General features: G+C 66.9%; 26 protein-coding genes. 14 read left to right on the forward strand and 12 right to left on the reverse strand.

Going from position 1 to position 23,131, the window contains the following annotated elements; translation table 11 throughout:
• Positions 1–7: 7 nt before the first annotated feature.
• From R1H25_RS11420 to R1H25_RS11430, 3 genes are read left to right on the forward strand one after another with little or no spacing between them, the layout of a single operon-like run.
• On the forward strand, positions 8–292 hold the full coding sequence (locus R1H25_RS11420) for a hypothetical protein (RefSeq protein WP_317223624.1): 285 nt from the start codon (positions 8–10) through the stop codon (positions 290–292).
• Entirely contained in the window at positions 289–879 is a 591-nt protein-coding gene (locus tag R1H25_RS11425) for a cytochrome c oxidase assembly protein (protein ID WP_317223625.1), read from the forward strand. The genes R1H25_RS11420 and R1H25_RS11425 overlap by 4 nt, the downstream gene beginning before the upstream one ends.
• A gap of 13 nt (positions 880–892) precedes the next feature.
• Positions 893–1,768, forward strand: coding sequence for a cytochrome c oxidase subunit 3 (locus R1H25_RS11430; protein ID WP_005412024.1), 876 nt, complete (start codon positions 893–895; stop codon positions 1,766–1,768).
• A gap of 20 nt (positions 1,769–1,788) precedes the next feature.
• On the opposite strand, the gene R1H25_RS11435 is transcribed toward R1H25_RS11430, so the two are convergent.
• Positions 1,789–2,007 (reverse strand): twin transmembrane helix small protein, encoded by a 219-nt coding sequence (locus tag R1H25_RS11435; RefSeq protein ID WP_005412025.1) that lies wholly within the window; start codon positions 2,005–2,007, stop codon positions 1,789–1,791.
• 57 nt (positions 2,008–2,064) lie between these two features.
• On the opposite strand from R1H25_RS11435, the gene R1H25_RS11440 reads away from it, so the two are divergent.
• The 5 genes from R1H25_RS11440 (at position 2,065) to R1H25_RS11460 (ending at position 6,506) form a co-directional block, all read left to right on the forward strand.
• Positions 2,065–2,781 (forward strand): SURF1 family protein, encoded by a 717-nt coding sequence (locus tag R1H25_RS11440; RefSeq protein WP_317223626.1) that lies wholly within the window; start codon positions 2,065–2,067, stop codon positions 2,779–2,781.
• Between the two features lie 96 nt (positions 2,782–2,877).
• Complete coding sequence (locus tag R1H25_RS11445) at positions 2,878–3,447, forward strand: hypothetical protein (protein WP_317223627.1); 570 nt, start codon at positions 2,878–2,880, stop codon at positions 3,445–3,447.
• A 10-nt stretch (positions 3,448–3,457) separates the two neighbouring features.
• Complete coding sequence (locus tag R1H25_RS11450; protein ID WP_057501836.1) at positions 3,458–4,621, forward strand: heme A synthase; 1,164 nt, start codon at positions 3,458–3,460, stop codon at positions 4,619–4,621.
• 4 nt (positions 4,622–4,625) lie between these two features.
• Positions 4,626–5,519, forward strand: coding sequence for a heme o synthase (gene cyoE, locus R1H25_RS11455; protein WP_005407798.1), 894 nt, complete (start codon positions 4,626–4,628; stop codon positions 5,517–5,519).
• 165 nt (positions 5,520–5,684) lie between these two features.
• Complete coding sequence (locus tag R1H25_RS11460) at positions 5,685–6,506, forward strand: hypothetical protein (RefSeq protein WP_049449418.1); 822 nt, start codon at positions 5,685–5,687, stop codon at positions 6,504–6,506.
• Positions 6,507–6,589: 83 nt separating this feature from the next.
• Here the strand turns inward: R1H25_RS11460 and R1H25_RS11465 are convergent, their stop codons facing one another.
• From R1H25_RS11465 to rpsU, 6 genes are all read right to left on the reverse strand, one after another.
• A complete protein-coding gene (locus R1H25_RS11465) occupies positions 6,590–7,561 on the reverse strand; it encodes a bile acid:sodium symporter family protein (protein ID WP_049449416.1) in 972 nt (323 codons plus the stop codon).
• Positions 7,562–7,589: 28 nt separating this feature from the next.
• The gene (locus tag R1H25_RS11470) at positions 7,590–8,090 is read right to left on the reverse strand and encodes a protein tyrosine phosphatase family protein (protein WP_317223628.1); all 501 of its coding nucleotides are present in this window, start codon (positions 8,088–8,090) and stop codon (positions 7,590–7,592) included.
• 27 nt (positions 8,091–8,117) lie between these two features.
• Positions 8,118–9,857, reverse strand: coding sequence for a DNA primase (dnaG, locus tag R1H25_RS11475; protein ID WP_317223629.1), 1,740 nt, complete (start codon positions 9,855–9,857; stop codon positions 8,118–8,120).
• 61 nt (positions 9,858–9,918) lie between these two features.
• Positions 9,919–10,839, reverse strand: coding sequence for a YihY/virulence factor BrkB family protein (locus tag R1H25_RS11480; protein ID WP_049396179.1), 921 nt, complete (start codon positions 10,837–10,839; stop codon positions 9,919–9,921).
• A gap of 104 nt (positions 10,840–10,943) precedes the next feature.
• On the reverse strand, positions 10,944–11,387 hold the full coding sequence (locus R1H25_RS11485; protein WP_099590220.1) for a GatB/YqeY domain-containing protein: 444 nt from the start codon (positions 11,385–11,387) through the stop codon (positions 10,944–10,946).
• A gap of 133 nt (positions 11,388–11,520) precedes the next feature.
• Positions 11,521–11,736 (reverse strand): 30S ribosomal protein S21, encoded by a 216-nt coding sequence (rpsU, locus tag R1H25_RS11490; protein ID WP_002808376.1) that lies wholly within the window; start codon positions 11,734–11,736, stop codon positions 11,521–11,523.
• A gap of 166 nt (positions 11,737–11,902) precedes the next feature.
• On the opposite strand from rpsU, the gene tsaD reads away from it, so the two are divergent.
• Positions 11,903–12,928 carry a tRNA (adenosine(37)-N6)-threonylcarbamoyltransferase complex transferase subunit TsaD gene (gene tsaD / locus R1H25_RS11495; protein WP_049449411.1) on the forward strand — a complete coding sequence of 342 codons (1,026 nt, stop codon included), beginning with the start codon at positions 11,903–11,905 and terminating at the stop codon, positions 12,926–12,928.
• A gap of 33 nt (positions 12,929–12,961) precedes the next feature.
• Here the strand turns inward: tsaD and R1H25_RS11500 are convergent, their stop codons facing one another.
• On the reverse strand, positions 12,962–13,627 hold the full coding sequence (locus tag R1H25_RS11500) for a hypothetical protein (protein WP_317223630.1): 666 nt from the start codon (positions 13,625–13,627) through the stop codon (positions 12,962–12,964).
• A gap of 359 nt (positions 13,628–13,986) precedes the next feature.
• On the opposite strand from R1H25_RS11500, the gene folB reads away from it, so the two are divergent.
• The 4 genes from folB to R1H25_RS11520 all read left to right on the forward strand — a co-directional run bounded on the left by folB (position 13,987) and on the right by R1H25_RS11520 (position 18,676).
• Entirely contained in the window at positions 13,987–14,340 is a 354-nt protein-coding gene (gene folB / locus R1H25_RS11505) for a dihydroneopterin aldolase (protein ID WP_005415016.1), read from the forward strand.
• An 88-nt stretch (positions 14,341–14,428) separates the two neighbouring features.
• Complete coding sequence (locus R1H25_RS11510) at positions 14,429–15,700, forward strand: mechanosensitive ion channel domain-containing protein (RefSeq protein ID WP_317223631.1); 1,272 nt, start codon at positions 14,429–14,431, stop codon at positions 15,698–15,700.
• Positions 15,701–15,828: 128 nt separating this feature from the next.
• Entirely contained in the window at positions 15,829–18,003 is a 2,175-nt protein-coding gene (locus tag R1H25_RS11515; protein WP_317223632.1) for a glycoside hydrolase family 3 N-terminal domain-containing protein, read from the forward strand.
• A 130-nt stretch (positions 18,004–18,133) separates the two neighbouring features.
• Entirely contained in the window at positions 18,134–18,676 is a 543-nt protein-coding gene (locus R1H25_RS11520; protein WP_088479113.1) for a hypothetical protein, read from the forward strand.
• A 70-nt stretch (positions 18,677–18,746) separates the two neighbouring features.
• Here the strand turns inward: R1H25_RS11520 and R1H25_RS11525 are convergent, their stop codons facing one another.
• Positions 18,747–19,916 (reverse strand): PQQ-dependent sugar dehydrogenase, encoded by a 1,170-nt coding sequence (locus R1H25_RS11525; protein ID WP_317223633.1) that lies wholly within the window; start codon positions 19,914–19,916, stop codon positions 18,747–18,749.
• Between the two features lie 168 nt (positions 19,917–20,084).
• On the opposite strand from R1H25_RS11525, the gene yiaA reads away from it, so the two are divergent.
• Complete coding sequence (yiaA, locus tag R1H25_RS11530; protein ID WP_005407812.1) at positions 20,085–20,537, forward strand: inner membrane protein YiaA; 453 nt, start codon at positions 20,085–20,087, stop codon at positions 20,535–20,537.
• Positions 20,538–20,630: 93 nt separating this feature from the next.
• On the opposite strand, the gene R1H25_RS11535 is transcribed toward yiaA, so the two are convergent.
• The 3 genes from R1H25_RS11535 to R1H25_RS11545 all read right to left on the reverse strand — a co-directional run bounded on the left by R1H25_RS11535 (position 20,631) and on the right by R1H25_RS11545 (position 23,123).
• On the reverse strand, positions 20,631–20,954 hold the full coding sequence (locus R1H25_RS11535; protein ID WP_033833647.1) for a hypothetical protein: 324 nt from the start codon (positions 20,952–20,954) through the stop codon (positions 20,631–20,633).
• A 109-nt stretch (positions 20,955–21,063) separates the two neighbouring features.
• On the reverse strand, positions 21,064–22,365 hold the full coding sequence (locus tag R1H25_RS11540) for an APC family permease (RefSeq protein ID WP_088479733.1): 1,302 nt from the start codon (positions 22,363–22,365) through the stop codon (positions 21,064–21,066).
• Positions 22,362–23,123, reverse strand: a complete 762-nt coding sequence (locus R1H25_RS11545; RefSeq protein ID WP_317223634.1) for a L,D-transpeptidase family protein — start codon at positions 23,121–23,123, stop codon at positions 22,362–22,364. The genes R1H25_RS11540 and R1H25_RS11545 overlap by 4 nt, the downstream gene beginning before the upstream one ends.
• Between the last annotated feature and the right edge of the window lie 8 nt (positions 23,124–23,131).

Here is a 23,131-nt window from a genome sequence, read left to right on the forward strand (position 1 = left end):
GTGGGGCATGCATAGCGAGAGTCCGCTGCAGACCGGTAGAGCCGAGCCATGCTCGGCTCACGGCGTGCTCGCCACCGGTAGAGTGGACTGTCAGTCGACTCGCCCGGTGCAGCCGACTGACAGTCGGCTCTACCAAAGCCAAAGCCAAAGCCAAAGCCAAAGCCAGACCGAAGCCCAACGCCAAGTCATCGAGCAGCAACGCCAGCGCGCCAGGCGCACGGCGATGTGGGTCGGCGCCATCGCCGTGCTGGTCTACGTCGGCTTCATCCTCAGCGGGGTGATCGGCCGATGAGCGAGGCACCGGCCAGCACACCGTCACGCAGTGCGGGGCTGCCGCGCCTGATCGGCGTGGCGGTGGCGGTGTTCCTGCTCACGTTCTCGCTGGTGCCGCTGTACCGCATCGCCTGCGAGAAGGTGTTCGGTGTGCGTCTGGAGCGCGGCCCCGGTGGCGAAGCCAGTGCGGGGGCGGTGGCTGGCAAGCGCACTGTGCGCGTCGAGTTCGATGGCGGCGTCAATTCGCGCCTGCCGTGGTCGTTCCACCCCGAACAGCTGACCATGGACGTGGTGCCCGGCGAGCTCAACGAGGCGCTGTACTTCGCCCGCAACGACAGCCAGCAGGCGGTGGTCGGCAGTGCGGTGCCTTCGGTGGCGCCGGCGCGTGCGTCGGGCTTCTTCAGCAAGACCGAATGTTTCTGTTTCACCGCGCAGACGCTGCAGGCTGGCGAGAAGCGCGACATGCCGGTGCGTTTCATCGTCGATCCGGACCTGCCGCCGGAGATCAGGACGATCACCTTGTCCTACACCTTCTACCGCAACGACGCGCTGTCCGATCGGCTGGCCCCGGCCGCCACCTCGGAAGGCGCGCACGCCGCACCCTGACCCGGATACCGACATGGCCCAGACACCGACCGACGCCAACGTGTACTTCGTCCCGGCCCAGAGCAAATGGCCGTTCGTGGGTTCCATCGCGATGATGGTGACCATGGTCGGCGTGGCCAGCTGGCTCAACGATGCCAGCTGGGGGCGCTGGACGTTCTACATCGGTATCGCGATGCTGGTGCTGACCCTGTTCTGGTGGTTCAGCGACGTGGTGCGCGAATCGCAGGCCGGCAACTACAACCACCAGGTCGATGGCTCATTCCGGATGGGGATGATCTGGTTCATCTTCTCCGAGGTGATGTTCTTTGGCGCCTTCTTCGGCGCACTGTTCTACACCCGCAACCTGGGCCTGTCGTGGCTCAGTGGCGAAGGTCGCGGGGTGATGACCAACGAGCTGCTCTGGCAGGGCTACTCGGCAGGTTGGCCGACCAACGGCCCGGCGGCGATCGGTGGCGCATTCCAGACCATTCCGGCCTGGGGCCTGCCGCTGATCAATACGCTGATCCTGCTGACCTCCGGCGTGACCCTGACCATCGCCCACCACGCACTGAAGGCCGGCAACCGCCGCCAACTGCTGATCTGGCTGGGCCTGACCGTGGTGCTCGGCCTGGGCTTCCTGACCCTGCAGGCGGAGGAGTACATCCACGCCTACAAGGAGCTGAACCTGACGCTCGGCTCTGGCATCTATGGTTCGACGTTCTTCATGCTGACCGGCTTCCACGGCGCGCACGTGCTGCTGGGCACGATCATGCTGATCGTGATGTGGCTGCGTTCGGCCAAGGGGCACTTCACCCGCGACAACCATTTCGGTTTCGAAGCCGCCGCGTGGTACTGGCACTTCGTCGACGTGGTGTGGCTGATGCTCTTCATGTTCGTCTACGTGCTTTGACCACGCACGCATCGGTGGCCTCAGCCGCCGATGCCGTGCGGTTTTATCCAGCCCATGTAGATGCTCACGATCACCAGCAGGATCAACGCCACCGATACCGCGATGCGGCGGGTCAGTGCGTTGACCGTGCGCTTGGTCTGGCCGCGGTCGACCAGCAGGTAATAGAGGCCGGCGCCCAGATTCCAGACGATGACAATCAGAAACGCGATTACCAGCAGGGTCTTCAACGAATCACTCATGCGCGGCTCGAGGGCAGGGTGGATGGGCCTATCTGACCGCGTTTGCGCGGACTTGTCATGATGCGCCAGCACACGCGCGTGATCGGATGGCTGCTGGCAGTGCTGGCCATGGCCGGTTTCACCGCATTGGGGCTGTGGCAGCTGCAGCGCATGCATGCCAAACAGGCAATGTTGGATGCGCAGGGTCCAGCTGTGGCACAGGCATTGCCGCTGTCGCAGGCACTCGCGGCGACCGGCGCGTTGCACGGCGTGGCCGACCACGGCCGCTTCCTGCCCGGCGTGGTGCTGCTGGACAACCAGACCCGGCATGGCCGCGCCGGGGTGAAAATCTATCGCCCGTTCCGCAGTGACGAAGGCAGCGTGCTGCTGGTCGATCTCGGCTGGCGCGCGCTGCCGCCGGATCGCACCCTGCCGGATGTGCCGTCGCCGCCTTCGCCGGTGGCCGTACGTGGGCTGCTGGCGCCGCCGCCGTCAGCTGGACTGGCACTGGGCCCGGCGTTCTCCACCACCGGTGAGGCCGGGCGCTGGCTGGCCAGCCGGTTGCCGGCCGAGGGGCTGGCGCGCGCGCTGGGGCTGCAGGCGTTGCCCGACCGCGTCCTGCGCCTGGACCCGGCACTGCCATTCGGCGATGAGCGCGACCTGGACCTGTTGCCGAACACACTGCCGCCGCAGCGTCACCTGGGCTACGCCGTGCAGTGGTTCGGGCTGGCCCTGACCGTGCTGGTGGTCGCGCTGGTGCTGGAGTGGCGCCGGAGGCGCGTGATTACCCGGTAGTGCCGGCCGTTGGCCGGCAATCCCTCGGTTTCCTGGATGCCGGCCAGCGGCCGGCACTACCGGCATCCCTTACCCAACCATGAGAAAATGCCCCGCATGAACACTGCTACGTCCCCGCAGGCGCGCGGCTCCGGCCGCCGGACCCTGGTGCTGCTGTTTGCCGTGTTCTTCGGGGCGATGGCGCTGGCCGCCGTGCTGCGCTTCACCGGCTGGCAGCCGACCGGGCACCGCAATGCCGGCCAGCTGCTGAAGCCGCCGGTGGACCTGCGCCAGCAGGCGCCCACCCTGGCCAGCGGCCAGCATTATCCGTGGAATCCCGAGGCCCGTACCTGGCGCCTGCTGGTGGCCCCGTCCGGCGCCTGCGACGCGCAGTGCGTCACTTTGTCGCAGGGACTGGGCAAGGTGTGGCAGCTGTTCGGCCATAACGCCGATAATGTCGAGATTCTGTGGCTGGGAACGCCACCGGCGTCGATCGCCTCGCTGCCCGCGTTGCGGCCGCTGGCTCCGTCGCCAGCCCTGCGCGCGGCGCTGCCTGGCGTCGATGATCCGGCGGGATTGCCGGTCTACGTGATCGATCCGAACGGCTTCGTGATCATGCGTCATGCCCCGGGCACCGACCTGGGTGGCCTGCGCAAGGACATGGCCACGTTGCTGAAACTGAAGTGAGTCCCGTTTGATGAGCCTTTCCGCGCGTCCGGCGCTGCACCGCAATTTCCACCGCCTGGCGTGGTTCGCCATGATCATGACCGCGAGCACGATCATGTTCGGCGCCTTCGTGCGCCTGTCCGATGCCGGCCTGAGCTGCCCGGACTGGCCGACCTGCTATGGCCAGGCCACCTGGCCGCAGCACGTGGAAGAGACCATCGGCCACCCGGCGGCGGAGATCCGCCCGCTGGAGACCCACAAGGCCTGGCGTGAGCAGGTGCACCGCTTCCTGGCCGGCGCGCTGGGCATCGAGATCCTGACCCTGGCGCTGTTGGCCACGCGCAAGCGGCGATTCGGAAGCACGGCGGTAGTGACCGCCTGCGTACTGGTGGCCGCCGGCATACCGCTGTACATGATGGGCTGGCATGGCACCGCCAGCGCGCTGGCGCTGATCGGCGAGGCGATCCTGCTGATCGCCGCGCTGCGCTGGAGCAACATCGACCTGGCGCGCGCTGCACTGCTGACCCTGGCGGTGGTGATCTTCCAGGCCCTGCTGGGCATGTGGACGGTGACCCTGCTGCTCAAACCCATCGTGGTGATGGGCCATCTGCTGGGCGGCATGCTGATGTTCGCGCTGCTGGTGTGGATGGCCTGGCGCGCCACGCACATGCCGATCACCCTGGCCGAAGCACCGAAGCTGAAGTGGCTGTTGCGCATCGGCGTGGCGGTGCTGGTCACCCAGATCGCGCTGGGCGGTTGGGTCAGCGCCAACTACGCGGCGCTGGCCTGCGGCGGCGGCAGCGCCTCGCTGGACAACTTCCCGCGCTGTGCCAACCAGTGGTGGCCGCAGCACAACTTCGTCGAGGGCTTCACCCTGTGGCGCGGCATCGGCGTGGACTACGAAGGCGGCGTGCTGGATGGCGCCTCGCGTATCGCCATCCAGATGGCGCACCGCCTGTTCGCGGTGGTGGTGGCTGTCTACCTGCTGTGGCTGGGCGTGCGCCTGTTCCGCTTGCCGAGCATGCGTGGCTGGGCCAGCGCGTTGATCGCGCTGCTGGTGCTGCAGGTCACCCTCGGCATCCTCAATGTGAAGCTGGCGCTGCCGCTGGAAGTGGCGGTGGCCCACAACGGCGTGGCCGTTGCCCTGTTGTTCGTACTGGTCAGCCTGCTGGCCCGCCTGCGTGCCCCGGACTGATCCCATGTTTTCCAATTACCGCCAGTACTGGGACCTGACCAAGCCCAAGGTCGTCGCCCTGATCGTCTTCACCGCCCTGGTCGGCATGGTCCTGGCCATTCCGGGCGTGCCCAGCTGGGAGCAGGTGCGCGCCGGCGTGCTCGGCTTCCTCGGCATCTGGCTGGCGGCCTCGGCCGCGGCTGCGATCAACCAGCTGCTGGATGCGCACATCGATGCGCAGATGGCGCGCACCTCGTGGCGTCCGCTGGTGGTGGGCAAGGTCAAGCCGTGGCAGGTGCTGGTGTTCGCCGGCGTGCTGATCGTGCTGTCGATGACCATCCTGGTGCTGTGGGTGAACCTGATCACCGCCGTACTGACCTTCGCCTCGCTGATCGGCTACGCGGTGATCTACACCGTGTACCTCAAGCGCGCGACCTCGCAGAACATCGTCATCGGTGGCCTGGCCGGCGCGATGCCGCCGATGCTGGGCTGGGCGGCGGTGACCGGCATGCAGGGCTCGTCGGACTGGGCGTACTCGTCGCTGCTGGTGCTGATCATCTTCATCTGGACGCCGCCGCACTTCTGGGCGCTGGCGATCTTCCGCCGCGAGGACTACGCCAAGGCGGAGATCCCGATGCTGCCGGTGACCCACGGCGTGGTGCATACCCGCAAGCAGATCATGGTGTATTCGGTGGTGCTGGCGCTGGTGTGCCTGCTGCCGTACCTGGTGGGCATGAGCGGCGCGTTCTACCTGGGCGGTGCGATCGTGCTCAACGCCGTGTTCCTCTGGTATGCCTGGCGCATGCTCAACCCGCCGGACGAGCTGTTCTCGATGAAGATGTTCTATTACTCCATCGTCTACCTGATGGCGTTGTTCGCCTTCCTGCTGGTGGACCACTGGATCCTGCCCTGGTTGTGACCGGTTGGTGTATCCACGCATGGTGTGGATCAACTGTAGAGCCGAGCCATGCTCGGCTGAGGGCTGATCGGAGAAGCAGCCGAGCGTGGGCTCGGCGCTGCACTTGATCTCTTCCAGCTGCGTCGCCATTGCTGTTCCTGACCCCAAGGAAAGGAAGGCGCAGGGATGCATTCGATCTTCCGCTGGACCGCCGCGCTGCTGCTGGCGCTGGGCATGGCCCTCAGTGCGCATGCCGACGACACCGCCGCGCAGATCCGCCAGCATGCCGGTGACCATCGCCTGCTGGTACTGGGTGAGTTCCACGGCACCCGCGAGACCCCGCTGCTGGTACGGGAGCTGATGGAGGCCTACGCGGCCGATGGCACACCGGTGCGGTTGGCATTGGAGCTGCCGACCGACGAGAACGCCGCGCTGGCGACCTATACGGCGTCTGCCGGCACAGCCGAGGCGCGCGCTGCATTGCGTGGCACGACGTATTGGAACGTCCGCAGCCGGATGCATGACGGCCGTCGCAGCGAGGACATGCTTGAGCTGATCGAGGCGGTACGCGTGCTGCGCAGCCAAGGGCGCGACGTGCAGGTGTTCGGCTTTGATCGCATGCTTCCCGCCAACATGGCCGGCACTGGTACGCGTGACCGGGTGATGGCCGAAGAAGTAAGAGCACGCGCGCGGGCGCTGCCGAAGAACGGGCGGCTGCTGGTGCTGACCGGTAACGTACATGGCATGCGTACGCAGCCGAAGATGATTGCGTACCCGCCAATGACGGCACTGCTGAAGGATCTGGACCTTTACAACGTGCGTATCGAGGCGCGTGGCGGGGAAGGCTGGGGCTGCACGGCACCTCAACGCTTTGGTGTACGTCCGCTGCCCAGTTACAACGGTGAGTCGCCCAGGCGGCACACTGCTGGTGACCGCAGTTATGACCTGCAGGTATGGCTGCCGCGCTTCAGCGTGGCGCGGCTGCTGGACAGCGATTCTGTCTGGTGATCATCCACGCGCCGTTCAACCGCCAGCCGAGCATGGGCTCGGCTCTACAGTAGATCCACGCCATGCGTGGATGGATTTGCGGCTCAGGGCTTGCGCCGCGCATAGCGCTGCGCGATCACGCCGCAGACGATCAATTGGATCTGGTGGTAGATCATCACCGGCAGCACGATCGCGCCGAGGCTGCCGCCGGCGAACAGCACCTTGGCGATCGGCACGCCGGTGGCCAGGCTCTTCTTCGAGCCGCAGAACACGATGGCGATCTCGTCCTCGCGGTTGAAACGCAGGCGGCGGGCGATGAACGTGATCAGCGGCATGGCGATGCCCAGCAGTACCGCGGCCACCACTGCCACGGCCAGCAACGACAGCAGCGGCGTCTTGCTCCACAAGCCTTCGGTAACGGCTTCGCCGAACGCCGAGTACACCACCAGCAGGATCGTGGCCTGGTCGGTGTAGCGCAGCAGCGCGCGCTGCTTTTCCACCCAGCCGGCGATCCACGGCCGCAGCAGATGGCCGGCGACGAACGGCACCAGCAGCTGCAGCATGATGCCGCCGATCGCATGCAGCGGGTCGTGCACACCGCCGGAGGTGCCGGCCAGCGCGGTCAGCAGCAGCGGGGTCAGGAACACGCCGAGGATGCTCGACAGTGAGGCACTGCACACCGCTGCCGGTACATTGCCGCGGGCCATCGAGGTGAACGCGATGGACGACTGCACGGTGGAGGGCAGGGTGCACAGGAACAGCACGCCCAGGTACAGCTCCGGAGTCAGCAGCCAGCCCGACAGCGGCTTGAACATCAGCCCCAGCAGCGGGAACAGGATGAAGGTGCAGGCCAGGATGGTCAGGTGCAGCCGCCAGTGCAGCATGCCGCCGATGATCGACTCGCGCGGCAGGCGCGCGCCATGCAGGAAGAACAGCGCGGCGATGGCGACGGTGGTGACGTCATCGAGGACGATGGCGGCGGCGCCCTTCATCGGCAGCAGCGAGGCCAGGCCCACGGTGCACAGCAGGGCGAGGGTGAAGTTGTCCGGTCGCAGGCGCGACCACCAGCGGGTCATGGTGGGCAGAGTCCTTGGTGCGGAGGGTTCAGGGCGAAGTGATCGGCGTGGCCAGGCGCTGGCGGGTGGCGGCTTCCAGTGACTTCAGGCCGGCGCGCTGGCCGAGCTGCAGTGCCTGTTCCGGGCTGGCGTGTTCGTAGCGTGCGTTGACCAGGCCGAGCACGGCACCGGCGCGGTTGCCGGAGGCGCAGTGCAGCAGCACCGGTCCCTGGCTTTGCCGCAGGGCCTGATGCACGGCGCGCACATTGGCTGCATCCAGCCCCTCGGCACCGGCCACCGGAATGCGCACATAGCGCAGGCCCAGCGATTCGGCCACGCGGGTTTCATCGAAACCCCGGTCCTCGCCAGGCTGGCGCAGGTCGATCACGGTGCGCACGCCTTGTGCGGCCAGTTCGCGCAGCTGTGCGGCACTGGGCTGGCCGCCGGCATACAGGCCGGGGCGGACTTCATTGAGCGGGGTATCCGCAGCCAGGACAGCCAGCGGCAGGCAGAGCGACAACAACAGCAGGCAGGTCAGGCGCAGCAGCATGGTCCTCTCCGTGAAAACGTCCTGCCGCTACAAGCGCAGTCCGGCGCGGGCCTTCAACAGCTCGCGCAGTTCGTATTTGTCAGTATCGTCCAGACCCTGCTGGCGCTGCTTTGCCAACAACTCCTCCAGACGTTGCACCAGCAGCTGTTTCTCCAGCTGGGCCACGGCATCGTGCAGTTCCTGGGTCCACATCGCGTCGTCGCCCGGCAGCGTCTGTGCGGCCAGCGTGTGCAGTGACGCCTGTTCCTCTCGCCCGTCGAAGTGCTCCAGCAGGGCGCCGGTGCTGATGTCCGGGCGCTGCTCGACCAGGCCCAGCAGCTCCAGCAGCAGCTCCACGCCCGGCAGGCGCAGGCCCTGGAAGTGGTGCTTGCCACCCAGCGTCAGTGCCAGCGACGGCTGCTGCAGCAGCACGGCGATCGCGCCGCGCACCAGGCTGCGCTTGGCCACCGGTTGAATAGTGCGTGCCGGCTGGCGCTGAGGCATCGGCGCGCGCGCAGACGGGGCGTTGCCGCCGAGCCCGGTCAGCTGCGCCAGCTGCTGCTTCATCAGGTCGCCGAAGGCACCGTCGGGAATCTGCGCCAACATCGGCTTGGCCCGCTCGGCCAGGCGTGCCTTGCCGTCCAGCGTGCCCAGGTTGATCTCGCGGGTGAGCTCGTCGAAGAAGAACTGCGACAGCGGCGTGGCCTGCTTCAGGCGCTCGTTGAAGGCCTCGGCACCTTCCTTGCGCACGATGGTGTCCGGGTCCTCGCCATCGGGCAGGAACAGGAAGAAGGCCTGGCGACCATCCTTCATGCGCGGCAGCACCGACTCCAGCGCCTTCCAGCCGGCGCGGCGGCCGGCGGCGTCGCCGTCGAAGCAGAAGAACACGTCCGGCGCGTTGCGGAACAGCAGCTCGGCATGGTCCGGCGTGGTGGCGGTACCCAGCGTTGCCACCGCCTGGGTGACCCCGAACTGGAACAGCGAGACCACGTCCATGTAGCCCTCGACCACGATCAGCCGCTCGATCTTCTGGTTTGCCTGGCGCACCTGCCACAGGCCGTACAGTTCGCGGCCCTTGTGGAACAGCGCGGTTTCGGGCGAGTTGAGGTACTTGGGGCCGTCGTCCTTCTCGAACACGCGGCCGCCGAAGGCGATCACCCGGCCACGGCGGTCGAAGATCGGGAACATCACCCGGTCGCGGAACTTGTCGTAGACGTGGCCGCGGTCGTTCTTCGAGAAAAGGCCGGCGCGGTCGAGCAGCTTCATGCGCCGCTCGTCCTTGCCCAGCGCGTCGCGCAGGCCGCTGTAGCCGTCCGGGGCGTAACCGATCTGGAAACGCGCGCGGTTCTCTTCGTCCACGCCACGCCCATCGAGGTAACTGCGTGCCTTCTCGCTGCCCTCCAGATTCTTCTGGAAGAACTTGGTGGCCGCGTCCAGCGCCGAATACAGCTCGCGGCTGTCGTCCTGCTGCTGGGGGCTGCGCGGGTTCTCGCTGCGCGGCACTTCCATGCCGGCGCGCTTGGCCAGTTCATCCACCGCGTCGAGGAACTCGAGGCGGTCGTAGTTCATCAGGAAGCTGATCGCGGTGCCGTGCGCGCCGCAACCGAAGCAGTGATAGAACTGCTTGGTGGGCGAGACCGTGAACGACGCCGAGCGCTCGTCATGGAACGGGCAGCGCGCTGCGTATTCCTTGCCCTGTCGCTTCAACGGCACGCGGCTGCCCACCACCTCGACAATGTCGGAGCGGGCGAGCAGATCGTCGATGAAAGCGTCGGGGATACGGGCCATGGGCAACAGGGCAGGGCGCGGTGCAGGACCACGCGACGGAACCGGGGGCGGTCGGCCTAGTTTACCCCCTGTCGGGCACCTGGCTGGCGGTTGCCGGATCAATGCCGGCTGCGGCCAGGTGATGACGCGCGCGCAGGCGCTCATCGATCACCGCCGTCATCAGGGCGCCAACGAAGAACACGACGGTGGCGTAGTAGATCCAGACCAGCGAGATCACCAGCGCACCCATCGAGCCGTAGGCACTGCCGGGGGCCACGGTGGCGATGTAGACGCCGATGCCATAGCGGCCCAGCGCGAACAGTGCCGAGGTGATGACGCCGCCGATGAAGGCCTGGCGCCACGCCACGCGACGGTCGGGCAGGTAGTGGTACATGAAGGCGAACCCCACCGCGTACAGCAGCAGGCTCGTGACGTACCCCAGCGCGGGCAGGATCGAGGGCAGTTGCGCGAAGGCCACCTGCAGCACCGTGGTGGCGGTCATCGACAGGATCAGCAGGAAGCCCAGCGCCAGCACCACGCCGAACGAGAACACGCGCTTGCGCAGCCAGGCCTTGAGGCCTTCCAGGCGCTCGCCGCTGGTGCGGAAGATCAGGTTCAGTGCGTTCTGCAGCTGGGCGAACACGGCGGTGGCGCCGACGAACAACAACAGCGTGCTCCACACGCCCGCCAGCGAGCCGACATCCGGCTGGTTGTCAGCGTTCTTCAGAACGGTTTCGGCCACGGTAGCCGCGCTGCTGCCGGCCACCGAGCTGATCTGGTCGATCAGCGCCTGCTGGGCCGGTGGGTACAGCGAGGCGGTCAGCCACAGCAGCAGCACCAGCAACGGTGCCATCGACAGCAGGGCGTAGAAGGAGACGGAAGCTGCCTGGGTCAGCACGTCGACGTCGATGAAGCGCTTGGCCACCGCCATCGGGAAGCTGTCCTGCAGGCGCTTGATGTACTTGTGCAGTGACACGGGAACGTTGGGCTCGGGTTCAACCATGTGTGCGGTTGTAGCAGGCGACCGACGAAGGTGCGGTGAAGCGGGTGCATCAATGGGGTCAGAGCCCTTCCGCGTTGCGAAAGGGATCCGACCCCGGCAATGGCTTACGCCAGCTGCTGCTTGACCAGCTTGGAGACCAGGCCCATGTCGGCCTGGCCGGCGAGCTTGGGCTTCAGTGCGCCCATCAGCTTGCCCATGTCCGCCGGGCTGGAAGCACCGGTCTCGGCGATGGCGGCCTGGATGGCGGCCACGATCTCGGCTTCGCCCATCTTGGCCGGCAGGTAGGCTTCGATGACCACGATCTCGGCGCGCTCGATCTCGGCCAGGTCTTCGCGGTTGGCGGCTTCGAACTGGCTGACCGAGTCCTTGCGCTGCTTGACCATCTTGTCGAGCACGGCGATCACGGCGGTGTCATCCAGCTCGATGCGCTCGTCCACTTCGCGCTGCTTGATGGCGGCGTTGATCAGGCGGATCACGCCCAGCTTGTGCTTCTCGCCCGCCTTCATGGCGGCCTTCATGTCTTCGGTGAGCTGCTGCTTCATGCTCATGAGGAACCTCGTGGTGGTAGGTGGGGCGGGGCGGATGCCCGAACCCGGAAACGCAAAAAGCCGGCGACGCTCGCGCGTGCCGGCTTCGGCTCCATCGCGACAGGCAGGCCCGCCGCAATGAAGATGCGTCCGATCAGTACAGGCGCTGACGCTTGGTGACGTCGCGCGACGAGCGGCGCAGCTGACGCTTCACAGCAGCGGCGGCCTTGCGCTTGCGCTCCTGGGTCGGCTTTTCGTAGAACTCGCGCTTGCGGGTTTCGGCCAGCACACCGGCCTTTTCGCAAGTGCGCTTGAAGCGGCGAAGAGCAAACTCGAAGGGCTCGTTCTCGCGGACTTTGACGCTGGGCATGGAATCTCCGGGACACAGTAGAACCGGGTCACGCCCGGCGAGCCGCACATTATAGCGGCGAATCAACAAACTGCAAGCGGCCAACCCTGAATACGGGCCGGGGGTTCGAAAGCAGTGAGATCTGCACGTTCCCCGAGGGGACGGCAGGGGCGTCATAATAGCAGGCATGCGAGTCCTTGGCATCGAATCTTCCTGTGATGAGACCGGCGTGGCGGTGTATGACACCGACCTTGCCGGCAGCGCGGCCCTGCGCGCCCATGCGGTCTACAGCCAGATCGCCCTGCACGCCGAGTACGGTGGTGTGGTGCCCGAGCTGGCCAGCCGTGACCACGTCCGCAAGCTGCTGCCCCTGGTGCGCCAGACCCTGGCAGAAGCTGGCCTTGGCGTAGACGACATCGACGGCGTGGCCTACACGGCCGGCCCCGGCCTGGTTGGTGCGCTGCTGGTGGGCGCGGGCGTGGCCCGCTCGCTGGCCTGGGCGCTGGAGGTGCCGGCGGTGGGCGTACACCATATGGAAGGCCACCTGCTGGCCCCGCTGATGGAAGACGACCCGCCGGAAGCGCCGTTCGTGGCGCTGCTGGTATCGGGCGGCCATACCCAGCTGGTGGCAGTGGACGCCATCGGCCAGTACCGCCTGCTGGGCGAGACTCTGGACGATGCTGCCGGTGAGGCCTTCGACAAGACCGCCAAGATGATGGGCCTGCCCTATCCGGGCGGGCCGCAGCTGGCCAGGCTGGCCGAGCAGGGCACGCCGGGTGTCTACCGCTTCGCGCGGCCGATGACCGACCGTCCGGGGCTGGATTTCAGCTTTTCCGGCCTGAAGACCCAGGTCCTGATGGCCTGGCGCGACAGCGACCAGAGCGAGCAGACCCGTGCCGATATCGCCCGTGGTTTTGAAGATGCGGTGGTCGAGACCCTGTCGATCAAGTGCGAGCGCGCGCTGGAAGCGGCCGGCACCAACGTGATTGTGGTGGCCGGCGGTGTCGGCGCCAACAAGCGCCTGCGCGCCCGCCTGCAGCAGATGGCCGAGCGTCTCGGCGGCCGTGCCTGCTTCCCGCGGCCGGCACTTTGCACCGACAACGGCGCGATGATCGCCTTCGCCGGCGCGCTGCGCCTGCAGGCCGGGCAGCACAGCCCGCCGAAGGTGGATGTGACCCCGCGCTGGGACATGGCGACCCTGCCGGCGGTGTGATCCGGTAGCGCCGGGCCACGCCCGGCGGACGCATTACCGACGCCCTGCCAACGGCGACGCGGCCAATACCGTCGTCGCCCGCTCATGGCGTTGCAGCCAGCCCAGCGTGTGCGGGCAGCGGGCGTGGATCAGCCGCCCGATCGCGGCCAGGTCGGCGCCGATGTCGCGTTCCAGGATGGGTTCGTGATGGGCGATGCGGTTGCGTAGGTGGCGGATGCGTCCGATATCCGCATGGATGGCTTTCCTGACGGCACTGGGATGAGCAGAGGGAGCATGCTGCAGAACCCTGCTGAGTGCGGGTATCCAAAGCGTGGAGTCGAAGCGACAGGTGAAGAGCTGCTGCCAGAACACCATTGGCAGGTTGGCGACGATCCCAGGTGTATCGGTTACGCGGCTGGCAAGTTGTTCCAGTGCCGTGCGCGGAGAAGTACTGGATGAGGTTGGCAGCCTGCGTCGGAAGGCATCATTCCAGGGCCAACGCGGGCCATGCTGCCGGGCGAGCACAACTGCAGCGGCGTTGCGGGTGACCACTTCGCACAGATGGACCGGCATCATCAGTGCACTGCACATCCGCATGTTCCACAGGTACAGGGATTCGGCTGTGACGTCGGGGCTGCAGGTCGATGCGATTCTCTCGTAAGTAGACAGGCGCTCCGCTGACAACGCGCGCCGGAGTACATCGTATGGAGCCATCGTCATGAGCGGTGGTGAAGGAGGGATCGATGTTCGCCAGAGTGGGCGGCGGCGACCATCAGGGAACGTCGTTGTCCGCGCGGCTGATTTTCTGCGTTTTGCCTCGGACGAATACCTGACCTGCCCTGTCGGAATTGGCCTTGACCGGCGATCTGGTCCTTGCCTAATCTGCGTGCCTGCGCCACCGGGACTCGCGGCTGGATTCCAGCTCCCCCCGGGGACAAACGGTAGTACCAAAGGGCCCTGCTAGTGGGGCCCTTTGTCTTTTCCGGCGCCGTCTCCCTGCCGACCGCTCACCGCCCGTTCCGGGCAGGCTCACCGCCGTGCCGTTACCATGGCCGCCTGTATTCGTGCCGGTACGCGCAATGGACAAGGTTTTCATCGAAGGGCTGACGATCGACGCCCTGATCGGGATCTACGATTGGGAACGACGGATCCGCCAGGACCTGGTGTTCGACCTGGAAATGGGTTTCGACAACCGTCGCCCCGCTGCCACCGATGACATCGCCCATACCTTGAACTACAAGGCGGTGAGCAAGCGCCTGGAGCAGTTCGTGCGCGAATCGGAATTCGGCCTGGTCGAGACCCTGGCCGAGCGCTGCGCGCAGATTGTGCTGGACGAATTCGACGTGAAGTGGCTGCGCCTGAAGCTGAGCAAGCCGGGCGCGGTGCGCGGTGCGCGCGCGGTGGGCGTGATCATCGAACGTTCGCGGGACTGACCCGGTCGCGCCGGCCATTGGCCAGCAGACCCGGTAGTGCCGGCCGTTGGCCGGCAACCTCAACGGCAATGAAGAAAGGAGACAACTGATGGTGGACGCGGTGGTGGCGGTACAGTGGCTGGAAAAGCTGCAGAACACACTGGAACCCTATCCCGGCGCCTACCTGGCGTTGATGATCTCGGCGCTGCTGATCGCAGCCGGCCTGGCCAACTGGGTGACCAAGCGCATCCTGGTGCGTGGCCTGCGGCGCCTGCTGCAGCGCCTGCCGGGTGCCGAGTCCGGGCGTGGCAGCCACCTGATGCGGGTCATTTCGCGCCTGTCCAACGTGGTGCCCAGCCAGGTGATCGCCTCGGGCATCACCCTCATCCCCGACCTGCCGCCGGGCCTGGTCAACGTCATCATCAAGCTGTGCATCGTGTGGGCCGTACTGACGGTGTCGATGGCGTTCTCGCATGCGCTGGACGCGGCCAACAGCCTGTACGAGCGCAAGCCCGATGCGCGCAACAAGCCGATCAAGGGCTACCTGCAGGTGGTCAAGATCGTGGTGTTCGTGGCCGCCGGCCTGTCGATCGTCGCCACCCTGCTGGGGGTGAAGCTGGGCCCGCTGGTGACCGGCCTCGGCGCAGCCACTGCGGTGCTGATGCTGATCTTCCAGGACACCATCCTGTCGCTGGTGGCCAGCGTGCAGATCAGCGGCGATGGCCGTGTGCGCATCGGCGACTGGATCGAGATGCCCAGCCAGAACGCCGATGGCGATGTGATCGACATCGCCCTGCACACCATCACCGTGCAGAACTTCGACAAGACCATCACCACCATCCCGACCAAGAAGCTGGTGACCGAGTCGTTCAAGAACTGGCGCGGCATGCAGGAAGCCGGTGGGCGCCGGATCAAGCGCGCGCTGTACCTGGACCAGCACAGCGTCGGCTTCCTGGATGAGGGCGACCTGGCCTTCCTCGGCCAGTTCGCGCTGCTGCGCGATTACCTGCAGGCCAAGGAGCAGGAGCTGGGCCAGTGGAACGGGCGCCTGCGCGAGCAGGGCGTGGCCGAGGTCAACAGCCGTCGCGTGACCAACCTGGGTACCTTCCGGGCCTATGTGGAGCGCTACCTGCGCAGCCACCCGGGCATCCATACCGATATGACCCTGCTGGTACGTCAGCTGCAGCCGACCACCGAAGGCCTGCCGCTGGAGCTGTACTGCTTCACCCGCAGCACTGCCTGGGGCGAGTACGAGGCGGTGCAGTCGGACATCTTCGACCACCTGTTGGCGATCCTGCCGGCGTTTGGCCTGCGGGTGTTCCAGGCCTCCAGCGACGCCATGTTGATGGCCGGGCAGCGCCAGTTGGCCGGCTCGGAGTAAGCTGCGGTGCCCCCGGCGGGGCCATACGGTCCCCGCTGGTGGCTGAAACTGAATGAAGAAACCTCTCGCCAAACGGCTCGGGATCGCTAGAATGCCGGGCTTGTAAACGTTTTCATCAAGGACTGCCGGTGGCCTCCGATCGCATCGAATCCCTCATTGCCCAGATGACCGTCGAGGAAAAGGTCGGCCAGCTGGGTGTCTTCGCGGACATGGTCCGCCCGTTCGCCCCGGACGTGAACCCGGAAGCCAACGTGCGCAATGCCGACCAGGTGCTGCAGCAGGTGCGCGAGGGCAAGGTCGGCTCGCTGTTCAATGGTGTGGGCGCCGAACTGGGCCGCCGCATCCAGCAGGTCGCCACCGAGGAGAGCCGCCTGGGCATTCCGGTGATCCTGGCCGCCGACGTCATCCACGGCATGCGTACCGTGTTCCCGATCCCGCTGGGCGAGGCCGCCAGCTTCGAGCCGGACCTGGCCGAGCGCACCGCGCGCGCCACTGCCATCGAGGCCACCGCTGCCGGCCTGCACTGGACCTATGCCCCGGCCGTGGATATCGCCCGCGACCAGCGCTGGGGCCGTGGCGCCGAAGGTGCCGGTGAGGACGTGGTACTGGGTTGTGCGTTCGCCGCCGCCCGCGTGCGTGGCTTCCAGGGCAGCGACCTGCGCGCCGCCGATTCGCTGCTGGCCACGCCGAAGCACTTCGCCGCCTACGGCGCGGTGATGGCCGGCATGGAATACAACATGGTGGATATTTCGCCGCAGACCCTGCGCGACGTGCACCTGCCGCCGTTCAAGGCCGCTTTCGATGCCGGCGCGATCACCGTGATGTCCTCGTTCAACGACATCAACGGCGTGCCGGCCAGTGCCAACGCCGAACTGCTGACCGACATCCTGCGCGGCGAATGGAAGTTCCCGGGCGTGGTGATTTCCGACTACACCGCCGACATGGAACTGGTCGCGCACGGCTATGCCGCCGACGACCGCGATGCCACCGCCAAGGCGTTCACCGCCGGCCTGGACCTGAGCATGCAGAGTGGCTTCTATGCCGAGCACCTGCCTGGCCTGGTCGAGAGCGGCGACGTGCCGATGAGCGTGCTGGATGAGGGCGTGCGCCGCATCCTGTGGCTGAAGGAAACCATCGGCCTGTTCGACGACCCGTACCGTTCGCTGGACCCGGCGCGCGAAGCCGACACCTCGCACATTGCTGCGCATGACGCACTGTCGCGCGATGCCGCACGCCGTTCGATCGTGCTGCTGAACAACCGCGACAACGTGCTGCCGCTGCAGAAGACCGGTCAGAAGATCGCGCTGATCGGCCCGTTCGTGCAGGACCGCGAGAACATCGAAGGCTGCTGGACCCTGTTCGGTGACAAGCAGCGCTACGTGGACCTGGAAACCGGCGTGCGCGCCGCCATCGGCGATGAAGCACTGCTGGAGATCGTGCCGGGCTGCGAGCTGGAAACCGCGATTCCGGGCGGCACCGAAGCCGCGGTGGCGGCCGCGCTGCGCGCCGACGTGGTGGTGTTGGCGCTGGGCGAACCGCAGCGTTACAGCGGTGAAGCGCAGTCGCGCGTGGAGATCACCCTGCCGCCGGCACAGCAGGCGCTGGCCGAGGCGGTGGCGATGACCGGCAAGCCGCTGGTGGTACTGCTGCGCAACGGTCGCGCGTTGGCGCTGCAGGGCGCGGTGCGCAATGCACAGGCGGTGGCGGTGACCTGGTACCTGGGCACGCAGACCGGCCATGCCGTGGCTGATGTGCTGTTCGGCGACTACAGCCCGTCCGGCCGCCTGCCGGTCAGCTTCCCGCAGGTGTCCGGCCAGCAGCCGTACTTCTACAACCACCCGCGCACCGGCCGCCCGGAACTGCCGACGATGTCGGAGTTCAAGGCCCGTTGGCGCGAGATCCCGAACGAACCGCTGTACCCGTTCGGCCACGGCATCGGCTACACCACCTTCGCCTACGGCGTGCCGCAGCTGAGTGCGGCGCAGCTCGGCTGGGAGGACACCCTGACCGTCACCACCACGCTGACCAACAGCGGCGACGTGGCCGGCGAGGAAGTGGTGCAGCTGTACATTCACGACCGCGTGGCCAGCCGCGTGCGTCCGGTGCGCGAACTGAAGGACTTCCGCAAGGTGGCACTGCAGCCGGGCGAGTCGACCGACGTGGTATTCACCCTCACCCGCGAGCAGTTGGCGTTCACCGGCCGCGACGGCGTGCTGCGTGCCGAGCCGGGCCACTTCGACCTGTGGGTCTGCGCCTCGTCGGCGGCAGGAGAAGCCGTGCAGTTCGAGCTGCTGAAGGCCTGATCGAAGAAAAGGGGACGGAGGGGATTAAGTCGTTTGTGGCACTAACGACTTAATCCCCTCCGTCCCCTTTTTGTTGTCCTCACTGCGGCGGCGCTACCATCGGTGTTCTTGAACCGATGGATGCCCGCGCATGCGTACGATCGCTGTGTTGATTCCCGCCCTGCTGCTGGCGGCCTGTTCGCAGCCGGCGCCGCCGGCCGAGCCCGCGGCCGATGCTCCACCGCCGATGGAGGCCAGTGCTGCGGCGACGCCTGCGGCTGAACCGGCGACGCCGACAGCCGAACCTGCCGCAGCCGCACCGTCGGATGCGCCCGCGGAAGACGCGCGTGCGCGTATCGAGAGCGTGCTCGGTGATGCTGCGCAGTACGAAAAGGTCTTCAACGCGTTCAAGACCGCCGTGGTCGGTGGTGATCGTGCTGCCGTGGTCGAGGAAGTGCGCTTCCCGTTGAACATCAGCGGTGGAAAGAAGATCACCAGCCCCGGTGAGTTCCAGCGCAACTACGAGAAGATCATCACCCCGGCGGTGGTCAAGGCGGTGTCCGAACAGGACTTCGGCAAGGTCTTCGTCAACCAGCAGGGCGTGATGATCGGCGATGGACAGGTGTGGTTGAACGGGCAGTGCCTGGACCAGGCCTGCACGAAGACCGAGGTGAAGGTCATCACCATCCAATGAACGCAGACGGCCCCGCGTGCGGGGCCGTTGCGGACAGACGTGGCGGCCAGCGGCCGCCACTACCGGGGCATCAGGCCTTCGGTGTCAGCTTCAGCAGGCGCGCCTTGCTGCCGTCTTCCAGCAGCCACAGCGCGCCATCCGGGCCCTGTTCCACTTCGCGGATGCGCTCGCCCATGTTGAAGCGCTCGGCTTCTCGCGCGCTGTCGCCATCAAAGGCCACACGCACCAGCGAGGTCGACGACAGGCCGCCGATGAAGCCGCTGCCCTTCCATTGCGGGAACAGGTTGCCGCTGTAGATCACGAAGCCGGCCGGCGAGATCACCGGTGTCCAGGTCACCTTCGGCGCGGCGAATTCCGGGCGCGTGTCGTGGTCGGGAATCGGCCGGCCGTCGTAATGGTCGCCGTTGGAGACGATCGGGTAGCCGTAGTTGGCGCCGCGCACGATCAGGTTCAGTTCGTCGCCGCCGGCCGGGCCCATTTCATGCGCCCACAACTTGCCGTTGGCGTCGAAGGCCATGCCGAGGATGTTGCGGTGGCCCAGCGACCACACCTGCGCGGCCACACCGCCCTGCGAGGCGAACGGGTTGTCGGCGGGCAGGCTGCCATCATCGTTGAGGCGGATGATCTTGCCGAGGTTGCCGCCCATGTCCTGCGCCGGATCGAACTTCTGCCGCTCGCTGGAGCTGATCCACAGCTTGCCATCCGGGCCGAAGGCGAGGCGATGCCCGTAGTGGCCCTCGCCGCTGACCTTGGGGCTCTGTCGCCAGATCACCTTCAGGTCCTTCAGCTGGCCGGCACCGTTGGCATCCAGCGCCAGCGTGGCACGGGCCACGGCCGCTCCGCGGGTGTCCAGCGTGCCTTCCTCGGCATAGCTGAGGTAGATCACGTGGTTGCTCGCGAATTGCGGGTGCAGGATCACGTCACCGAAGCCGCCCTGGCCGCCGTAAGCGACCTTCGGAACGCCGGTGATCTCATGCTTCTGGCCGCTGGCCAGGTCCAGGTGCTGCAGCTTGCCGCGCTTTTCGGTGACCAGCAGGCTGCCGTCCGGCAGGAAGGTCATCGCCCACGGCTGGTCGAAGCGGCTGATTTCGGTGGCGGTGAACGGGCGCTGGTCGGCAGCGATGGAGGCTGCGGGCGCTGTGGTCTGGGCGCCGTTGGCGGCCGGGTCGGCGGCATTGCAGGCGGAGGTGGCAAGGATCGGCACCAGGCCGAGGGCGAGCAGCAGGGGCGTGCGGGTCATGGGTATCTCCAGTGCGGGGATGCGGATGGCCGGGCTGTCCCTTGTATACCACTGGCGCCGTGAGCGTCGTGGCCCGAAGGTCCTGCGCCCCCTGTGCGAGCGCGGCGGGATCGTCTAGGGTGGGCACGCCCGGGCAAAGCGTGCCCGTCTGCCTGCCAAGGATCTGCAATGAACACTGCCATGCCCCACAAGCCCTCCACCGCCTTCATCGCCGCCTCATGGGTGGCCCTGCTGCTGGGTGCGGCGGCCTACCTGATCGGTCTGTTCAACGCCACGATGGCGCTCAACGAAAAGGGCTACTACCTGACCCTGCTGCTGTTCGGCCTGTTCGCGGCGGTGTCGCTGCAGAAGAGCGTGCGTGACCGCGTCGAGGGCATTCCGGTGAGTGGCCTGTACTACGCGCTGTGCTGGTTCGCACTGCTGTCGGCGTTGATGCTGCTGCTGGTTGGCCTGTGGAATGCCACGCTGGCACCGAGCGAGAAGGGCTTCTACGGCATGGCGTATGCACTGTCGCTGTTCGGCGCGGTGGCGGTGCAGAAGAACACCCGCGACCTGATCGCCGCCGGTGGCGGTGAGAGCAAGCGCAGCGCGGTCGTGCCGCCGCTTCCGGAACAGGAGTGATCGATCCGGTGTAGAGCCGAGCCAATGCTCGGCTGTCGTGCGGCGTTTGTGGAGTCGAGCCGAGCGTAGGCTCGGCCCGACAAAAGCATGGCGTTATCGCTTCAACCGCGGGTCCGCCAGCTGTGCATCCTCCCAGCCACGGCGAACGGCACCGCGCGCCTGCGCCCATTCCAGCCGGCTGCGGCCACGCTCGCTGGCCCAGCGCGACTCCAGTTCAGCTTCGACCTGTTCGTAGGCGCGGATCATGTCCTGCGCACGCGCGGCGTGGCCGATGCGGTAGGCCGGTTCATAATCCTCGAAGAACAGCTGGTCGTCGTAATACGGTTCGGCCGTGTAGCGCTCACGCCAGTAGTTGCTGACCGCATCACGCGGCGTGCTGTCGTCCGGTACGCGGCCGGGGATCTGGTACTCGGTCATGGAAGGCTCCGTTGTGGACGAAGCCTGATCGTGCCTGCGTGGCGGTTAACGGCCCGGTCCGGCAGCGTGATCGCCAGATCAATCCGCCGGGCATGCCCGGCGCTACCGATCACCCGGCGTCGGCATCCTTGCGGGGCAGCTTGTAGATCACCGCGCCGATGGCGAACGCGACCAGTGCAGCGGCAATGTTCTGCCAGCTGGCACTGGCGAACAGGGCAACGCACAGCAGCAGCGCCAACACCGGAATCAGTGGACCGCCCGGCAGCTTCAACGCGCCGGGGCGATCGGCATAGCGCTTGGCCAGTACCAGTACCGCCGCGGCAGTGCCGATGTAGGCGAACAGGCGCGTGGTCATCGACAGCAACGCCAGCTGCACGAACGAGCCGGACAGGGCCAGGCCCAGCGCGATCAGGCCCTGGCACAGGATCGACGCGGCCGGGGTATGGAAGCGGGGATGCACCTGCGCCAGGATCTTCGGCCCGTAGCCATCGCGGGCCAGCGCGAACAGGAAGCGCGGGCCCATCATCATCGTGTTGCTGTTGGTGCCGAGGATGGAGATGGTCGCGCCTACGGTGAGGATCAGCGCCAGTGCTTCGCCGCCAAAGCCGGCAGCGGCGTCGGCCAGCGGCGTGGCCGAGCTGGCCAGGCCGGCCAGCGTGCCCTGCGCCACCACCTGCACCGCGCCGTAGATGACGGTGACGGTGATGATCATGGTGATCAGCGCGAACGGAATATCGCGGCGCGGATTACGATACTCGCCGGCGGCGGCCGGGATGTTCTCGAAGCCGGCATAGGCGTACAGCAGCAACAAGGCGGCTTCACCCATGCGCTGCAGGTCATGCGGGTCCGGGCGTTGTCCGGAGAAGGCCAGCTGCGGGTCGATGTAGAACGCGCCGATGGCCACGAACAGCAGCAGCGGCAACATCTTGCCGATCACCAGCACCACGCCGGTGCGCGCGGCCGAGCGCACACCGATGATGTTGACGCCGGTGAGGAAGCCCAGCGATACCACAATGATCGCGATGCGCCCCATGCCGGCACCCGCCCACGGCCAGAACCGCGCGACTGCGTCGGCCAGTGCATTGCTGAGTGCGGCCGCCGAGCTGATGCGGGTCAGCCAGATCATCCAGCCGATCTCGAACCCGGCAAAGCGGCCAAAGGCCTCGCGTGCATACAGGTAGCTGCCACCGGGCTCATCGAAGTAGCTGGCGGCCTGCGCGTAGCACAGCACCAGCAGCGCCACGACGATACCGGCGGCGACCACGCCCCACAGGCTGAAGGGGCCGAGCAGGGCGACGGTGGCGGCTGGGAGCAGGTAGATACCGCTGCCGATCACATCGTTGATCGACAGGCCGACGATCTGCCAGCGGCTGACCGCGCGCTGCAGCTGCGGTTCGTCCTGCGCGCTCAACGGGCGTCTCCGCGCAGTGCGGGCAGCTGCCACTGGGCCTGCAGCCGCTTGTACTCTGCACGCGGCAGCAGCACGAAGCGCGGCGCATCCTGCGGGCGCAACCAGTCCAGCAGGGCCTGCATGCGCGCCTGCGGCATGGCGGTGCAGCCGGCGGTGGCCTCACCCGGCTGGCGCCACAGATGGGCGAAGATGCAGCTGCCCTTGCCGGGCTGGTTGTCCGGGTTGTGGGCGATCACGAAGCCTTCCTGGTAACGCACGTCGCCCTTGTTGTGCAGGTCCAGCCGCATCGGCTCGGTGGAGCCCTTGACCGCTGCACTGCCGACCTTCTTCTCATCGACGATGCGGTTGTAGAACGGCGAGCCGGGTACGTCCATGCAGTAGCTGCTGTCCAGCATTGGCTGATAGGGCATCGCGATGCCGGGGCGGGTGACGGCATAGCCGAACGCGCTGCCGAGCGCGAACACGCCCGCCGGGCTGCGGCCATCGCCTTCCTGCTTCTGCGGGCCATCGGCCTGCGCCGGGTGCAGGCCCAGGCCCCAGGCGCTGCCAGTGCGGCCCAGTGCCACCGGGAACGCCTGTCCATGCGCGTGCCAGCCCTTGCCATCACGCACATAGGCCTGCAGCTGGCCCTGCGTGCTGTCCCAGCTTTCGCTGGTGACCACGATCAGCTGGCGCGCACCCTCCAGCGGCGCAGCGTGGACGGACACCGCCGCGGCAAGCAGCAGCGCAGCGGTAGCGAGACGGACCAGCGATTTCATCAACAGGT

Origin of the sequence: Stenotrophomonas veracruzanensis, from assembly GCF_032911525.1 — a bacterium.
Classification (GTDB): domain Bacteria; phylum Pseudomonadota; class Gammaproteobacteria; order Xanthomonadales; family Xanthomonadaceae; genus Stenotrophomonas; species Stenotrophomonas africana.

What these genes read in the sequence shown, in the direction of transcription:
- R1H25_RS11420 (WP_317223624.1), top strand. Translation starts at nt 8, where the DNA reads ATGCATAGCGAGAGTCCGCTGCAGACCGGTAGAGCCGAGCCATGCTCG.
- R1H25_RS11425 (WP_317223625.1), top strand. Translation starts at nt 289, where the DNA reads ATGAGCGAGGCACCGGCCAGCACACCGTCACGCAGTGCGGGGCTGCCG.
- R1H25_RS11430 (WP_005412024.1), top strand. Translation starts at nt 893, where the DNA reads ATGGCCCAGACACCGACCGACGCCAACGTGTACTTCGTCCCGGCCCAG.
- R1H25_RS11435 (WP_005412025.1), bottom strand. Translation starts at nt 2,007, where the DNA reads ATGAGTGATTCGTTGAAGACCCTGCTGGTAATCGCGTTTCTGATTGTC.
- R1H25_RS11440 (WP_317223626.1), top strand. Translation starts at nt 2,065, where the DNA reads ATGATGCGCCAGCACACGCGCGTGATCGGATGGCTGCTGGCAGTGCTG.
- R1H25_RS11445 (WP_317223627.1), top strand. Translation starts at nt 2,878, where the DNA reads ATGAACACTGCTACGTCCCCGCAGGCGCGCGGCTCCGGCCGCCGGACC.
- R1H25_RS11450 (WP_057501836.1), top strand. Translation starts at nt 3,458, where the DNA reads ATGAGCCTTTCCGCGCGTCCGGCGCTGCACCGCAATTTCCACCGCCTG.
- cyoE (WP_005407798.1), top strand. Translation starts at nt 4,626, where the DNA reads ATGTTTTCCAATTACCGCCAGTACTGGGACCTGACCAAGCCCAAGGTC.
- R1H25_RS11460 (WP_049449418.1), top strand. Translation starts at nt 5,685, where the DNA reads ATGCATTCGATCTTCCGCTGGACCGCCGCGCTGCTGCTGGCGCTGGGC.
- R1H25_RS11465 (WP_049449416.1), bottom strand. Translation starts at nt 7,561, where the DNA reads ATGACCCGCTGGTGGTCGCGCCTGCGACCGGACAACTTCACCCTCGCC.
- R1H25_RS11470 (WP_317223628.1), bottom strand. Translation starts at nt 8,090, where the DNA reads ATGCTGCTGCGCCTGACCTGCCTGCTGTTGTTGTCGCTCTGCCTGCCG.
- dnaG (WP_317223629.1), bottom strand. Translation starts at nt 9,857, where the DNA reads ATGGCCCGTATCCCCGACGCTTTCATCGACGATCTGCTCGCCCGCTCC.
- R1H25_RS11480 (WP_049396179.1), bottom strand. Translation starts at nt 10,839, where the DNA reads ATGGTTGAACCCGAGCCCAACGTTCCCGTGTCACTGCACAAGTACATC.
- R1H25_RS11485 (WP_099590220.1), bottom strand. Translation starts at nt 11,387, where the DNA reads ATGAGCATGAAGCAGCAGCTCACCGAAGACATGAAGGCCGCCATGAAG.
- rpsU (WP_002808376.1), bottom strand. Translation starts at nt 11,736, where the DNA reads ATGCCCAGCGTCAAAGTCCGCGAGAACGAGCCCTTCGAGTTTGCTCTT.
- tsaD (WP_049449411.1), top strand. Translation starts at nt 11,903, where the DNA reads ATGCGAGTCCTTGGCATCGAATCTTCCTGTGATGAGACCGGCGTGGCG.
- R1H25_RS11500 (WP_317223630.1), bottom strand. Translation starts at nt 13,627, where the DNA reads ATGACGATGGCTCCATACGATGTACTCCGGCGCGCGTTGTCAGCGGAG.
- folB (WP_005415016.1), top strand. Translation starts at nt 13,987, where the DNA reads ATGGACAAGGTTTTCATCGAAGGGCTGACGATCGACGCCCTGATCGGG.
- R1H25_RS11510 (WP_317223631.1), top strand. Translation starts at nt 14,429, where the DNA reads ATGGTGGACGCGGTGGTGGCGGTACAGTGGCTGGAAAAGCTGCAGAAC.
- R1H25_RS11520 (WP_088479113.1), top strand. Translation starts at nt 18,134, where the DNA reads ATGCGTACGATCGCTGTGTTGATTCCCGCCCTGCTGCTGGCGGCCTGT.
- R1H25_RS11525 (WP_317223633.1), bottom strand. Translation starts at nt 19,916, where the DNA reads ATGACCCGCACGCCCCTGCTGCTCGCCCTCGGCCTGGTGCCGATCCTT.
- yiaA (WP_005407812.1), top strand. Translation starts at nt 20,085, where the DNA reads ATGAACACTGCCATGCCCCACAAGCCCTCCACCGCCTTCATCGCCGCC.
- R1H25_RS11535 (WP_033833647.1), bottom strand. Translation starts at nt 20,954, where the DNA reads ATGACCGAGTACCAGATCCCCGGCCGCGTACCGGACGACAGCACGCCG.
- R1H25_RS11545 (WP_317223634.1), bottom strand. Translation starts at nt 23,123, where the DNA reads ATGAAATCGCTGGTCCGTCTCGCTACCGCTGCGCTGCTGCTTGCCGCG.